At 50.1% G+C, this 14,315-nt stretch carries 9 protein-coding genes; 4 read left to right on the forward strand and 5 right to left on the reverse strand.

Annotated elements, in window-relative coordinates; translation table 11 throughout:
* The first annotated feature begins 22 nt into the window (after positions 1–22).
* Both UNDYM_RS29075 and UNDYM_RS29080 read left to right on the forward strand, forming a co-directional pair.
* Positions 23–2,629: a TonB-dependent receptor gene (locus tag UNDYM_RS29075; protein WP_162044280.1), complete on the forward strand. Its 2,607-nt coding sequence runs from the start codon at positions 23–25 to the stop codon at positions 2,627–2,629.
* A gap of 152 nt (positions 2,630–2,781) precedes the next feature.
* Positions 2,782–4,140, forward strand: a complete 1,359-nt coding sequence (locus UNDYM_RS29080; protein ID WP_162044281.1) for a sugar MFS transporter — start codon at positions 2,782–2,784, stop codon at positions 4,138–4,140.
* A gap of 244 nt (positions 4,141–4,384) precedes the next feature.
* On the opposite strand, the gene UNDYM_RS29085 is transcribed toward UNDYM_RS29080, so the two are convergent.
* On the reverse strand, positions 4,385–5,350 hold the full coding sequence (locus tag UNDYM_RS29085; protein ID WP_162044282.1) for a hypothetical protein: 966 nt from the start codon (positions 5,348–5,350) through the stop codon (positions 4,385–4,387).
* A gap of 304 nt (positions 5,351–5,654) precedes the next feature.
* On the opposite strand from UNDYM_RS29085, the gene UNDYM_RS29090 reads away from it, so the two are divergent.
* On the forward strand, positions 5,655–6,803 hold the full coding sequence (locus UNDYM_RS29090; RefSeq protein ID WP_162044283.1) for an SPFH domain-containing protein: 1,149 nt from the start codon (positions 5,655–5,657) through the stop codon (positions 6,801–6,803).
* Positions 6,804–6,872: 69 nt separating this feature from the next.
* Positions 6,873–7,955 carry a hypothetical protein gene (locus tag UNDYM_RS29095; protein ID WP_162044284.1) on the forward strand — a complete coding sequence of 361 codons (1,083 nt, stop codon included), beginning with the start codon at positions 6,873–6,875 and terminating at the stop codon, positions 7,953–7,955.
* Positions 7,956–8,169: 214 nt separating this feature from the next.
* Here the strand turns inward: UNDYM_RS29095 and UNDYM_RS29100 are convergent, their stop codons facing one another.
* The 4 genes from UNDYM_RS29100 to UNDYM_RS29115 all read right to left on the reverse strand — a co-directional run bounded on the left by UNDYM_RS29100 (position 8,170) and on the right by UNDYM_RS29115 (position 14,151).
* Positions 8,170–8,916 carry an AAA family ATPase gene (locus UNDYM_RS29100; RefSeq protein WP_162044285.1) on the reverse strand — a complete coding sequence of 249 codons (747 nt, stop codon included), beginning with the start codon at positions 8,914–8,916 and terminating at the stop codon, positions 8,170–8,172.
* 66 nt (positions 8,917–8,982) lie between these two features.
* Positions 8,983–9,747 (reverse strand): hypothetical protein, encoded by a 765-nt coding sequence (locus tag UNDYM_RS29105; RefSeq protein ID WP_162044286.1) that lies wholly within the window; start codon positions 9,745–9,747, stop codon positions 8,983–8,985.
* 29 nt (positions 9,748–9,776) lie between these two features.
* Positions 9,777–10,478, reverse strand: coding sequence for a YceH family protein (locus UNDYM_RS29110; RefSeq protein WP_162044287.1), 702 nt, complete (start codon positions 10,476–10,478; stop codon positions 9,777–9,779).
* A gap of 139 nt (positions 10,479–10,617) precedes the next feature.
* Positions 10,618–14,151 (reverse strand): EAL domain-containing protein, encoded by a 3,534-nt coding sequence (locus UNDYM_RS29115; protein WP_162044288.1) that lies wholly within the window; start codon positions 14,149–14,151, stop codon positions 10,618–10,620.
* Positions 14,152–14,315 lie beyond the last annotated feature (164 nt).

Raw genomic sequence — 14,315 nt, forward strand, 5'->3', positions numbered from 1 at the left:
AAACCAACTGAAGGAGATTTGCATGAACACCCCCGTATTCAAGAAGAAGCTGTTACCGCAACTGATTGCCCTGATCGTCAGCACCACGGCGTTTAATATCGTCTATGCTGCCGATGAAACACCAGAAACTGCACCAGGATCACAAGTCGTAGAAGTGCGCGGCATACGCGACACGTTGAAAAAAAACCTGGCTGGCAAACGCGACTCACAAAATATTGTTGACACAGTCAATTCAGAAGATTTAGGTAAATTTCCTGACAAAAACGTCGCCGATTCGCTGCAACGCGTACCTGGCATTTCTGTCGATCGCACCTGGGGTGAGGGCCGCGACATTTTTGTACGCGGTACCGACAAAAGCCTGAACATGACGCAGTTGAATGGTCAGTCAGTCGCGTCTGCTTACTGGTGGAAAAATGACTCCCAAAGCCGTGGCTTCAACTATGACATTTTGCCTTCTGAACTGGTAGGCAGTCTTGATGTTTACAAGAGCCCATCTTCTGATCTGGATGAAGGCAGCATAGGCGGTTTGGTCAATGTCAAGACGCGCAAGCCTCTGCAATTCAAAACACCTTTGACCGCGCAATTCTCACTGGAGGCAACTTATTCTGACTTGCCCAAAAAGACTGATCCACAGATTTCTGGTCTGGTGAACTGGAAGAATGATGAAAACACGCTGGGTATCTTACTGTCCCTGAGTAAACAAAAACGCACGATGCGCCGTGATGGTCTGGAGAATTTTACTGACTCCACCAAATACACCATCGTCGATCAAAATAATGTCGCGACACCAAACGCTTATGCATCATGGGGCGGTGGTTCTGCGATTTTCCGTCAGGACCGTGAACGCACGACTGGCAATGTGACTCTGCAGATCAAGCCTAACCGTGACAGCGATATCTCTCTGAATTACATCAATTCAGACATGAACATGGATAATAATAACCAGAACTACCTGTGGCAAATTGGTGGTCTGGCAGATGCAAATAATGTTATCCGTATCACCAATCCGCGCTTCATCACGACCTCTGACGGCACCAAGGCAGTAGTTGGCGGCACAGTCGGCCCGACAACTGGCGTTTCGTTTGAGCCTATCTACCGCGAAGCCTATATCAAATCCAAGATACTTGATCTGGAAGGCAATTATGAAGGCGATGGCTGGAAGCTGCATGGTCAGTTAGGTTCCACCTCTGCCGAAGGCGGCAGCAAGCATGACCGTAACTTCTGGTTCACCGGCAATACCCGCGCCACTGTGAATATCGCGCCAGATACTTATGAAGTGTCTTACCTCGACATGAGCCCACTCGACCCAACCAAGCTCACGCTGCAAAATGCACGTGACTGGGTACGCAAGATGGAAAGCAAAGAAAACTATGTACAGGGTGACCTGACATGGGACCTGACTGGTTCTTTCATCAAGGACATCAAGCTGGGCCTGAAATACCGCGACAACACCGTGCAAAATCATCGCACCATAGGCACGGTAGGCCCTGGCAGCACCGGCTGGCAATCTTTGAGTCTGGCTGATCTGTCCACTGGCCCATCACCACTGCTGAGCCAGGCTGCAGCAACCTCTGGTTCATTGACCCAATATGCATGGGTTAACGATGCACTGGCTGCGAGCAAGGGCTTTGCCATGTACGACAAAGGCATGGTCTATAACGAAGCCAAGGGCGAGTACTACAAGATACAAGAGAAGATTACTGCAGCTTATGTCAAGGCTGATTTTGCTGCAGACAAATGGCGCGGTGACTTCGGTGTACGCCTGGTCAAGACTGAGCAGACATCTGAAGCCTATCAAGACCTGACCGGCAAGGGTAACTATGTCATCGGCAGCACGACACGTACGTATAACGATGTCTTGCCCAGCCTGAACGTGGTGTATGACTTGCGCAAAGACCTGATACTGCGCGGTGCAGTAGCCCGTGTGATGGCACGCAACACCTATAGCGACCTCAGTGCCAGTACCGAAGTCAGCGGCACTACCAACGCCGCCACTGCCGGTAATCCTCTGCTCAAGCCTTACCACGCCGACCAGGCCGAGATAGGTGCAGAATGGTATTTTGCTGATGCATCTATGTTGTCTGCCACGCTGTTCACCAAACGTCTGGATACCTTCATCTACACTTCGACAGCGCAAGAAAATGTTGGTGGCGTAACACGCCCGGTAACACGTCCGCATAATGCCGACAATGGTGCTGTCATCAATGGTCTGGAACTGCAATGGCAACAAGCTTTTGGTAATGGTTTTGGCGCCATCGTGAACTATACCTTTACTGATGCCAAGGCAGGTTCCATCGCTGGCGGCCAAAAACTGAATGTCATCGGCAATTCACGCAATCAGTTGAATGCCAGCGGTTATTATGAAAAGAACGGCATCAGTTTCCGCCTGTCGTATAACTACCGTTCCAAATCCTACGGTGGCCTGGATGAAGGCGGCCAGGATGTTACCAGCGCCTATGGCCAGTGGGACGCTACAGCCAACTGGGACATCACACCAAAGATCAGCCTGTTTGCGACAGCCGTCAACCTGACCAATTCTGTGATACGCACCAACACCACGGATGGCCTGCCAGTTGGCGTGTATGAAAACGGCGCACGTTACAGCGTAGGTGTCAGGGCCAAGTTCTGATCTGCACGATGATGGCCAGGAGCAATCCAGGCCAGTAACACAAAGCCTCCCCTGATCACTCTGTGAGGGAGGCTTTTTTGCCCGATGTCCCGGCAAGGACGATGATAGTTCGTCAGCTCAAGTGACCATTTAAAATATGTCTGGAACACCTCATGAACAACAATGATCAAGCAACGGGATCAACAAAGGATGTGGTCGTTGCCATGTTCTTTATCAGCCTCTTGTTTTTTATCCTGGGCTTTGCCACCTGGCTCAATGGCTCGCTGATCCCGTTTTTAAAAATAGTCTGCGACCTCAATAACTTCCAGGCGCTATGGGTGACATTTGCGTTTTATATCGCCTACACCGTCATGGCCCTGCCATCTGCCGCCATACTCAGCCGTACCGGCTACAAGAATGGCATGACACTGGGCCTGGGCATCATGGCAGTTGGGGCATTACTGTTTATCCCCGCAGCAAAGACCAGCTATTACGGCTTCTTTTTGCTGGCCCTGTTTACACTGGCCACCGGCATGACGCTGATGCAAACTGCCATCAACCCCTACATCGTCTGCATAGGATCACGCGAGAGCGCCGCCATGCGCATCAGCATCATGGGTCTGTTCAACAAGGGTGCGGGCATCGTCGTGCCACTGGTGTTTTCTGCACTGATCTTGTCCGGCATAGAAAAATATTCTGACACTGCACTGGCTGCACTCGATCATGCTGGCCGCCTTGCCTTGCGTTCAGAACTGTCATCACGCCTGGTCTACCCTTATGCCATCATGGCGGCTGGCTTGCTGGTGGTGATGGTCATCGTGCATTTTTCTTCACTGCCAGAATTGAGGGCAGAAGAAGAAAAGAACCAGCCCGAAGTCACCAGATGGGGCGTGCTGCAATACCCGCAACTTGTGCTGGGCGCATTGTCGCTGTTTGCCTATGTCGGCGTCGAAGTCATCGCCGGTGACACCATAGGCCTGTATGGCCGCAACCTCGGCGTGCACAACTACACCGTACTGACCTCTTACACCATGAGCTTCATGGTCATAGGCTACATCCTCGGTGCCACCACCATCCCCAAACTGATGACACAAAAAACCGCCCTGCTGTTCTCAGCAGTGAGCGGCCTGCTGTTCACCATCGGCGTTGCTACCAGCTCAGCCACGGACACCAGCATTGCCCAGGCAATCATCGGCTGGGCAGGCGTGCCGGTAGTACCAAACACCGTGATGTTCCTCGCCATGCTAGGCCTCGCAAACGCCCTGGTCTGGCCATCCATCTGGCCACTCGCCCTGCAAGGCCTGGGCAAATACACCGCCGCCGGTTCCGCCCTGCTCATCATGGGCATCGCTGGCGGTGCACTGCTACCCATGCTATACGGTAAATTCTCCGACGCAGGCAACTCCCAAACCGCCTACTGGGTCATGCTGCCCTGCTATCTGATGATTTTCTTTTATGCGGTGAAGGGGCATAAGTTGAGGAGCTGGGGAGCGAGTGCAGGGAGACTGGAGAGGGTGGATCAGGCAGGGTGACATAACCAATTGGAGCCGTATTTACTCACCTTTTTCATATCCACATTCTTACTCCTGACAAGGATGTGGGTTATTTAAGCAATAGTTTCACCACGCTCACATCAACCAAAATTTAATACAAAGCAAATCCTATACATTTCTATCGGAAAGTGAGAATAATCAGGCATAAACTATGAAAAACCATAGTATTTTTGAGCGTGTATTGGAAAAAAAGAACGTTGAAACGAGGTGTTGATTTCACGGTTTATACCGTTTTTAAATTCCAGATTGCATCTAATTGAGAATACAAGAGAGCTTGATATTTACCATAATTAGAAAAATGCAAAAGAGAATAAACTTTTTTATTAGCATACCGAAATAAGACTGGTAGCACATCACTTGTATTTTCTGGTCGGCTGGGTATCCAGGAAAATGCTCCACTAGCACGCATCAAGCTGGCAACAGCGGGGGAAATGAAGATGTGAGTAGCTTCGCCTTCAAGTATTGCTTGATTCAATCGCTTCAAATGAGTGACATCGAAATCTTCAACCGAAAGCTTGTTGCGTCCAACCGTTGGGAGATGAAATAACTCAGCGAAAGAAATCAAATGAGCGTGTTCTGTTCTGAATCCTATACGCTCAAAATTCTGGTGATAACGCTTTCCATCACCTCGATATTCATCTAGCAAAAATGGATGATGTACTTCGTGAGTATGCCAAAACTTCTCGCCATCTTCATGGTACTCAAGCACTTTTGGGAAAATGGACATCTTCTCTATATTCACATCATAATTGGCATCAAGACCAACAAACAAAAAACGTGATGCTTCAGGTGCAACACCCTGATATGGCTTATGCTCAAAAAGTTGAACCAGGATTTTGCTTGGGTGAACGATACTTTGCCCAGAAATTTTAGACTTCGGACTTGATGGGAGATTCGCCTGTCTGGATATTTTTCGCGTAACTGTTTTTTTATCTCTGGCATTTAGCATGGCAGCTACCTGAACTGCATCTTCTTTCGAGGAAAATAAGTACTTCAATTCAACCTCTGGGAATTCCTTTCGAAGTTCACGCAAACGCACAGGGTGATTTCCTTGCCTGTAAATGCTGTCTTGCTTCGCTCCCTTAATCTCGTACACACCATAACTGCGCGGCGATGTCAATTGTCCATCTGTTTTCAGGTCATCAGGTTCAATTGCCTTTGTGATGAGTTCATTGATGGAAACAGGCATAAATTATCCTACTGGAGATAAATTGCAAAATTACACAAGAATATAGACCCATCTATATTAAAACAGGGCATGTACGATTTAAAAGTAATTAACAGAACTGATGTATTTTTGAAAATGCGCGTTTTGCTTATTTACGTTCAGAAACAATATCAATAATTCCCTTCCCCAACCCTTGTGATAATGTACCAATTCAGCAATACTTCGCCTACGCCGGATATACTGGTATCCGCCGAATAGCTGTTGGCCGCTATCAATAGAATTGCCTGCCAGCATCCTGCAAGAATTTTGTTTTTTGGAGAACACTATGGGTCTGTGGAATAAGCTCAGCAATGAATTTATCGATATTGTCGAATGGCTGGATGACAGTCCCGATGTGATGGTGCATCGCTTTGAGCGCTATCAGAATGAAATCAAGATGGGTGCCAAGCTGACGGTGCGCGAAGGGCAGATTGCCATCATGGTCAATGAAGGCCAGATGGGCAAGGGGCAGGTGGCGGATGTGTTCACGCCGGGCATGTATGAGCTATCGACCGAGAACATGCCTTTGCTAAGTACGCTCAAGGGCTGGAAGTATGGCTTTAACAGCCCTTTCAAGGCGGAAGTGTATTTCTTCAAGACTACCCGCTTTACCAATATGAAGTGGGGCACGGCTGGCCCTGCCACCATGCGCGACCCTGAATTTGGCGTGGTGCGTGTGACTGCGTTTGGTATTTATGGCATACGCATCGTGGATGCCAAGGCCATGCTGTCTGAGCTGGTCGGCACCAAGGCTGATTTTACGACCGCGGATATAGAAGAAAACCTGCGCGGCAAGATAGGCATGCGCATCAAGGAAGTGATGCCTGAAATTGGCGTGCCTGTCATCGACCTGGAAGCCAAGGTCACTGAAGTGGGCAAGCGCATACAGGAAAAAATTGCTTCTGACTTTGTGCAATATGGTCTGGAACTGTGCGAAGTGCAGGTGCAGGACATAGGTTTGCCGGAAGAAGTGGAAAAAGCCATCGACCAGCAGGGTGCGATGCGCGTGATCGGCAATATGAACCAGTTCGCTCAATATCAGGGTGCGCAGGCTTTGCGTGACGCGGCGCAAAACCCCGGCATGGCTGGTGCCATGATGGGGGTAGGCGTGGGTGGTATGTTGAGCCAGAGCATGGGCACGATGTTTGGTAATAATCCACAACCGGCAGCAGCACCTGCTGCCGCTCCTGCACCAGCGGCAGGCGGCGGTATGCCACCACCTTTGCCAACAGCGGTATCTTATTTTGTCGCGCAAAACGGTGCGCAGACCGGGCCGTTTGATCTGGGCGTATTGCAATCTCACGTGGGCAATGGCAGTTTGACGCGTGACAGCCTGGTATGGCGTCAGGGCATGGCTGCCTGGGGCAAGGCGGGTGAACAGGCTGATTTGTCTGGCTTGTTTGCGGCGATGCCTCCACCGCTGCCACCGCAATAAATCATCCTCTGATGTGGCGTCGCGCCTGATGGTAGCGACGCCTTCTATTTTGTTCTGGAATCATCACCTGTGACGACAAAAAACTATCCCTGCAAATCTTGTGGTGCCAAGCTGGAATATGCGCCTGGCCAGCACGCCCTGCAATGCCCGTATTGCGGTGCCAAGAATGAAATCCCTGAAGACAAGGAAGCCACGGTCGCGGCGGTAGAAGAGCTGGACTATCAGGCTTACCTGGCAGAACAGGCTGGCAATGAACCCATGCTCGCCAGCCAGCATGTGAAATGCACAGGCTGCGGGGCAGAGTCGCAACTGGCGGCCAATCTGGTGTCTGACCGCTGCCCGTTTTGCGCGGTGCCGCTGATCGCTGCCAATGCCTATTCTGCCCGCAAGATCAGACCCAAGGCGATTGCCCCGTTTGATATCAAGGAATCAGAAGCGCGCAGCAAGTTTGCCAACTGGATTACCGGCTTGTGGTTCGCGCCAAATGCGCTGAAGCAGGCTTACAGGGCAGAACGTGGCCTCAAGGGCATCTATACCCCTTACTGGACGTATGATGCAGATAGCGACACTACCTATCAGGGCCAGCGTGGCGTCGATTACACGGTAACAGAAAACTATACTGAAAACGGCGAAACCAAGAGCCGGCAGGTGACCCGTACCAACTGGTACCCGGCAGTGGGCGCAGTGCAAGTGTCGTTTGATGATGTGCTGGTCGTGGGTTCAAAGACACTGCCAACTTCGTATGCAGAAAATCTCGCGCCTTGGCGTCTGGAAAAACTGCAGGGTTACCGCGATGATTATGTATCCGGCTTTACGGTAGAGGCTTACCAGGTGGGACTGGAACCAGGCTTTGTCGATGCCCAGGGCAAGATGGAAGGTGAAATCCGCAATGCTATCTGCCGTGATATCGGTGGCGACCACCAGCGCATCATTGCGATGCAGCCGCGCTATTCGAATATCAGCTTCAAGCACATCCTGCTGCCTATCTGGCTGTCGTCTTATAAATATGGCGACAAGACTTACCGCTTTCTGGTGAACGGCCAGACTGGCCAGGTGCAGGGTGAGCGTCCGTATTCAGCGTGGAAAATTGCTGGGGCGGTGTTGCTGGCCATCGCAGTCGTCGTCGTGATTGCCATGCTCAATCACAAGTAATCAAGTCAGGGCAATATCTATCAACACATAGACACTCAGGTTTTACAGAGACTTCATCAAAGAATTTTCTCTGTGAATCCTCTGTGGTGTAGCAGGGAAATCGAACGGCATGCCGTTCGCCTGCGTAACGAAGGCTGCTTGTCAGCAGCCTTTCTTCCCTCGGTGCCTCAGTGGTGAGCTTTTTGGTCTTTCAGAAATCCACCTAATTCAAAACTCAACGCTCCATCAACATATCCAGCATGCGCTTGGGATTCGCCAGAAAATCCCGTGTGACCTTGTAGTGTTCGGTGTCTTCATACGCAATTTCAGAGATACCTTCTTTGCCGCATTGGTAGATGCAGGCATCAGGATAAGCCATGAGTATCGGTGAATGGGTAGCGATGATGAATTGGGAATTATCCTCTATCAGATCATGGATGCGTGACAGGACCGCGAGTTGCCTTTGTGGCGACAGCGCAGCCTCAGGTTCATCGAGTATGTACAAGCCCTGGCCGCCGAAACGTTCTGTCATCAATGCAAGGAAGGATTCACCGTGCGATTGCTCGTGCAATGAGATGCCGCCATAGGAATTGATAATCGGCGGGCTACCTGGTTCCTCATCCAGTTTTTCAATTTCAGTAGCCACATTGAAGAAGCTCTCAGCCCGCAAAAAGAAACCATCACGCGGCTTGCGTATGCCTTTGGCAATGCGCAGATATTCATCCAGCACAGAATGTGAACGCCGTGTACCAAAGCTGAAGTTCTTGGTACCACCCTCGGCATTAAAGCCCAGAGAAACCGCGATCGCTTCCAGCAAGGTAGATTTACCCGAACCATTTTCGCCGACAAAGTAAGTAATCTTGGGATGCAGATCGACATACTCGAAGTTTTTTATCGCGGGCAAAGAGAAGGGATAGCGATCGAAAGATTCAACGATATCTCTGCGCAGGCTGACGCGGCTGACATACTGTTTTGAAATCATGTTGTCTCAGGTAATTCAGGCTTATACAGCCTCATACTAATCAAATCATTTCTTAAGCTTTGCAAATTAATCCCCTCGCCGCACTCTGGCAGGCATGGAATTGAAAAGACGCGCGTCAGAAAGCACTGCGTCAACAAATTCAGCTTTTGCATGTAGTGAAATCTCAAAACTCGAAAAACGATAGGTATTCAATAGCAACCAATTCTTGCTTTTCGGCAGCAGCATCAAAAAACAATCACCCCATTGTACTGAGTCACCACGAATCCGCTCAATTTTAGCAAGCTGCTCCGGCTCCTCATAAACCTCACCCAATGTCCATAGGTATTCAATATTTGCAAAAGCATTATCGGGCTCATTGCATAATACCCACGCACCCAATTCATTCGAACTTTGTTCCTTCAAGACTGCCAGTAAATCTGCATATTTGAATGTTGGTTGTTGTATTGTTCCATTCAGTGCAGAGAGTAGAAAAGACTCTTTTTCAATTTCAGTATGATAGAGCTGCAAAATTTGGCCAAATTTTGGTTGCCCATCCTTATCATGAAAACTGAACGCATCCTCATCTACCAAATTATCTTCGATCCACTTCCTGGTACTTCGATCTAATTCCTCTCTGGGAAGCCGCGCTAACGCATCTGACGCGTACTTTCGTAATTTTTCACCCGACATTGATGTCAGGTCGTTCAGTGGGTAATACGGTCTGTCATTAATGTACTTGGCATATTTGGAGAGCGCGTGTCCAAATTCCGAATGGAATTTTTGTTCGGTAATTGTCGAATCCAATAATTTGCACAACAAATAATGCAAGGTCGATATGTGGGTCTTAAGCATGAATATGAAAATAGAATATCTGAAAAGCCTTACTCAAACTGCTTCTTGAACTCTGCAAACTGCGCACTCAAATCGCTTACCTGCTGCTTCAGTTGCGCGACTTCTGTCTCCAGTTGGCTGACCCTGTCATTTTTTGAAGCGCCACCGCCGCTGGAAAAACTGGAAGCTTCTGCTTGATCGAGGCCTTCTTCATCACAAGACAGCAGGTGCGCATAGCGCGGCTCCTTGGTGCCCGGCGTCAGGTTCAAACGCGCGACCAGTGGTGGGTATTTGTCCATCAGGTAGTCCAGGCATTTCTCAACATCGGCGACGCTGGCAAATTCATGCAGGCGGCCAACGCGGGCGCGGATTTCGCCTGCGGTCTGGAAGCCGCGCAGCATGAGTATGGTCAGTACGGCCACCTTGGGCTGGTCGAGCATCCATTTGATGCGCATGCGGTGTTCGTACTTGGCGACACGGGCACCGGCCTGGTGGATGGCGTTCACCAGCTTCTTGGCGGCCAGCCTGTCTATGGCCTCCAGCGCTTCGGATTCGGTCACGGACATGACGGGGTCGCGGCTGGTGAGCTGGTTGCAGGCATTGACCAGGGTATTTAATGACAGCGGATAATTGTCGGGCGTGGCGGCTTCTTTTTCTGCCAGTACGCCAAGGACGCGCACTTCTGTTGCATCCAGAAAAGCCTCATCTTGGGTGGTCCTTGCTTCTGGTATGGACGTGTTTTCTGTGTTCATGCAAACCTCTGTAGATTAACTGTTTTGCCGGTGCATCGCCCTGGGGTGTTGAATTCCGACTATCCATGGCGAAATGTGTTTCAGCATTATCGCCGAAAAGCAAAGGCAGGCATCATCAATCTTAGCTCAGGCTCAGGGATCAGGCATCCGGCCGGTGACGCCTGAAAGCATCACGAATATTTTCCTTCAATTGAGCATCTTCCCAGGGTTTGGTCAGGAACTTGAAGACTTCCCCGCGATTCACGCCTTCAGCTATAGGCACCAGATCGGAATAACCCGACAGGATGATACGTATGGTGTCTGGATACAGTTCTTTGACGATACGCAAAAACTCTGTTCCTATCATCCCGGGCATGCGCTGATCAGAAATGATCACCTGCACCGGATTGACTGCCAGCAGGTCCAGGCCCTGCTGGCCACTGGTTGCAGTCAGGATGTGGTAACCCTCACCACGCAGCAAACGTTTGAGTGCGGAACCGATATTTGGCTCGTCATCGACGATCAACAGGGTTTTGGTGCCATCAACAACTTCTTTCGGCGGCAACAGGCGTTTTCCCTCGCGCAGCATGGTGGCGAAGGCATCGGCAGGTACCGGGCGACTGAAATAATAGCCCTGTATTTCATCGCAACGCAGCCTGCGCAGTAATTGCAATTGCCCTTCGGTTTCTACGCCTTCTGCCACGACACGCAAATTCAGGCTATGTGCCATGGCTATCACTGCGGTGGTGATGGCGGCATCGCCAGGATTATTGGTCACATCGATGATGAAGGCGCGGTCGATTTTGACGAAATCAAATGGAAAACGTTTCAAATAAGCCAGTGAAGAATAGCCCGTGCCGAAATCATCCAGGGATAATTGCATGCCCATGGTCTTGATGGCTTTCAGCGTTTGTGCGGCTTCTTCCGGGTTGCCCATGACGACAGACTCGGTAAGTTCAAATTCGATATGATGCTGTTCGAGTCCGTGGCTATTGATGGCATCCTGGATGATGTCGAGGATTTTGCCATTCTTGAACTGTACGGCGGACAGGTTGACTGCCACCGGGACAATATCGATTTTCTGCTCGCGCCAGGCAGCCTGCTGCTCGCACACAGCCTTGATTGCCCATTCACCTATCTGTACTATCAAACCCGTGTCCTCTGCTACAGGAATAAAGTCCCCGGGATAAATCAGGCCACGTTCTGGATGCTGCCAGCGTATCAAGGCTTCTGCGCTGACTATGTGCCCGCTTACAAGATCAACACGCGGCTGAAAATGCATGACGAACTGGTTGCTGTTCAAGGCTGTACGCAGTTCGCTTTCCAGTGTCATTTTTGCTGCCAGCGCAGCATTCATCAATGGCGCATAAAACAGATAACGTTCACCGGAAGTCTTTGCATTCTTGAGCGCTACCTCGGCATGTCTGAACAAGGTCTCTGCATCCTGACCATCATCAGGATAAAGCGCCAGGCCAGCGCTGCCGGAAACGCGCACAGACTGATGATCCAGAAAAAAATCCAGGGCAAAGGCGCTGAAAACATCTTGTTCAAGTATGGACGCAGCATTCTCGCCCAGCACCAGGTTGGCCAGGCCGATCGCAAAGGTATCACCGGTAATGCGGGCCAGGGTATAAGGTTCTTGCAAGGATGCTTGCAGGCGTTCGGCAATCTGTATCAGCAGGTTGTCACCGGCATGACGACCCAGAGTGTCGTTGAGTTGCGAGAACCGGTTCAGGTTCAACAAGATGATGGCCGCCTTGTTGGGCTCTTGCGTGCCAGAATACATTAACTGGGTCAGCCTGTCATTGAACAAACGGTTATTTGGCAGGCCCGTCAGTTTATCGTAAAACGCCAGATAACTAAGCTGCTCTTCCTTATCTATAAATTGCAGAGCGAATGAAAGATCACCGGCAAGCTCATTGAGAAGTTTTATTTCATCTTCATCGAAAAAGTCGATGCTGCTGGCAAACAATGTCAACACTGCGACGACCCGGCTCTCCGTAATCAACGGTAGGCAGGCCAGGGCGAGGTGTCCTTGTGCCAGCAATTCGTCTTTGAAATTTGCCAGTGCAGGATCGGCTTGCACGTTATTGCAGATAGCCAGGCGCATTTCGCGCGACGCGATATCTGCTGGCAGATTGTGGTCCGGGGAATTAGCCAAAGCTTTCAAGTTCAACTGAGCTGCCAGATCAGGGGTATTGCTGTATAAGGCAATAATGGGATCGCTGCGTTTGTGCGTGTCGGTACTGGCAACCCAGGCCATGCCAAAAGCTCCTTCGTGTACTGCGACCCTGCAAGTTTCCTGAAACAACTCCATGCGGTTGTGGGTACGCACAATCGCAGAATTAATACCAGACAATACCGCATAGATACGACTGAGCCGGGCGATTTTTTCCTGTTGGGCCTTTTGTTCCGTAATGTCCTGTATGGTATTGAACCATCGTGTCTTGCCATCGGTGCTGCCGTCTTCCAGCAGAGGTTCCATTACCTGCTTCAGTTGCATCAGACTTCCATCACCGCGCCACACCCGGTATTCGATTTCTACCCGGCTTCCCAGCCTGCCAGCCTGTATGCAGGTGTTGCGAAATTTGTTGCGATCATCCTGATGCACGATATTTAACCAAAGCCGGGTATCGGGCGGCATGTCGGCGTTGTCCACCCCTATCAGTAGGGGCAGTGTATCTGACCATCGTTCAAACGATCCGTCCGTACCAGTAACTACGTGCGCCGTCTTGTTCATCAATTGCGCACGGCGCAGGCCCGCTTCACTTTCCTGCAAACGGGCATTGGCATGTTTGCGGGATTCTTCACGACCTATGTATTGAAAGGAAAAAGCAACATCGGCGGCGAGTTCAGTCAATAGCTTTTGCTCAGCGTCATCGAAACAATGCGGTGTGTCAGCAAACAAGACCAGTACCCCCACGGGGCGTTTATCCACTTGCAAGGGTAAGGCTGCCATGGACGCAAACTGGCTCTCAATAAACCTGGCGTCAGGGATAAACATGCCAGGTGCTTCAAGCCTGTCGTTATAAATGGCTGGTAAGCCAGTGCGTATGGCCACCATTGCTGGCGATGCCGCCATGTCAATACCAAAGTTCAGGCCCGCAGAACCTATTTCAGGAGATATATCACCAGCCCAGGCTACTACGTTGCCATCAAGGGTGTCCGGATTAACAATAGCGATGTAGGCGGCAAGAAATTCAGCTTCTTCAGTGGCAATCCGGCAGGTATCCTGGAACAGACTTGCACGGTCACGAGTGCGGACAATGAGATAATTGATACGGCTAAGCACAGCATAAATCCGGCTGAGGCGGCTTACTTTGTCTTGCGCATGCAAACGCTCGGTAACATCGTGGGCCAGCACAAATTTGCACGAGCGCCCTTCAAAAAGCAGTGGATGTGAAGTAATTTCGACATTGATGATACTGCCGTCTTTCTTTTTATGCAGCCAGATACCTGATTTTTCAAGAGCACTGCTTGTTTGCTGCCGCAAATTCAGTCGCAACCTCTCCTTTTCGTAGGATGGTCTGATCGCTTCTATGGTCATTGCCTGAAATTCGGCTTTGGTGTAACCATAATGTTCAATTGCCGCTGTATTGACGGTAAGAAAAGCGAGCGTCTGCAGATCGTACACCCACATCGGTATCGGGTGGGCCTGAAATAACTCTATGAATGAAGTATTGTCTTTATTCATCGTGATTTCGTCTGAATAGCCTCTCGCTATTATCGGAAATATGGAAACCGTTATCTACCTGCTTATCAGGGCTCATTGACCTGCGCCGTAGCAATGCAAGTTCAATAACTTATCTGGATGCATTTATCCATCATGCATAATTAATATTACACTATCGACACACT

It is taken from the genome of Undibacterium sp. YM2, from assembly GCF_009937975.1.
GTDB lineage: Bacteria > Pseudomonadota > Gammaproteobacteria > Burkholderiales > Burkholderiaceae_D > Undibacterium.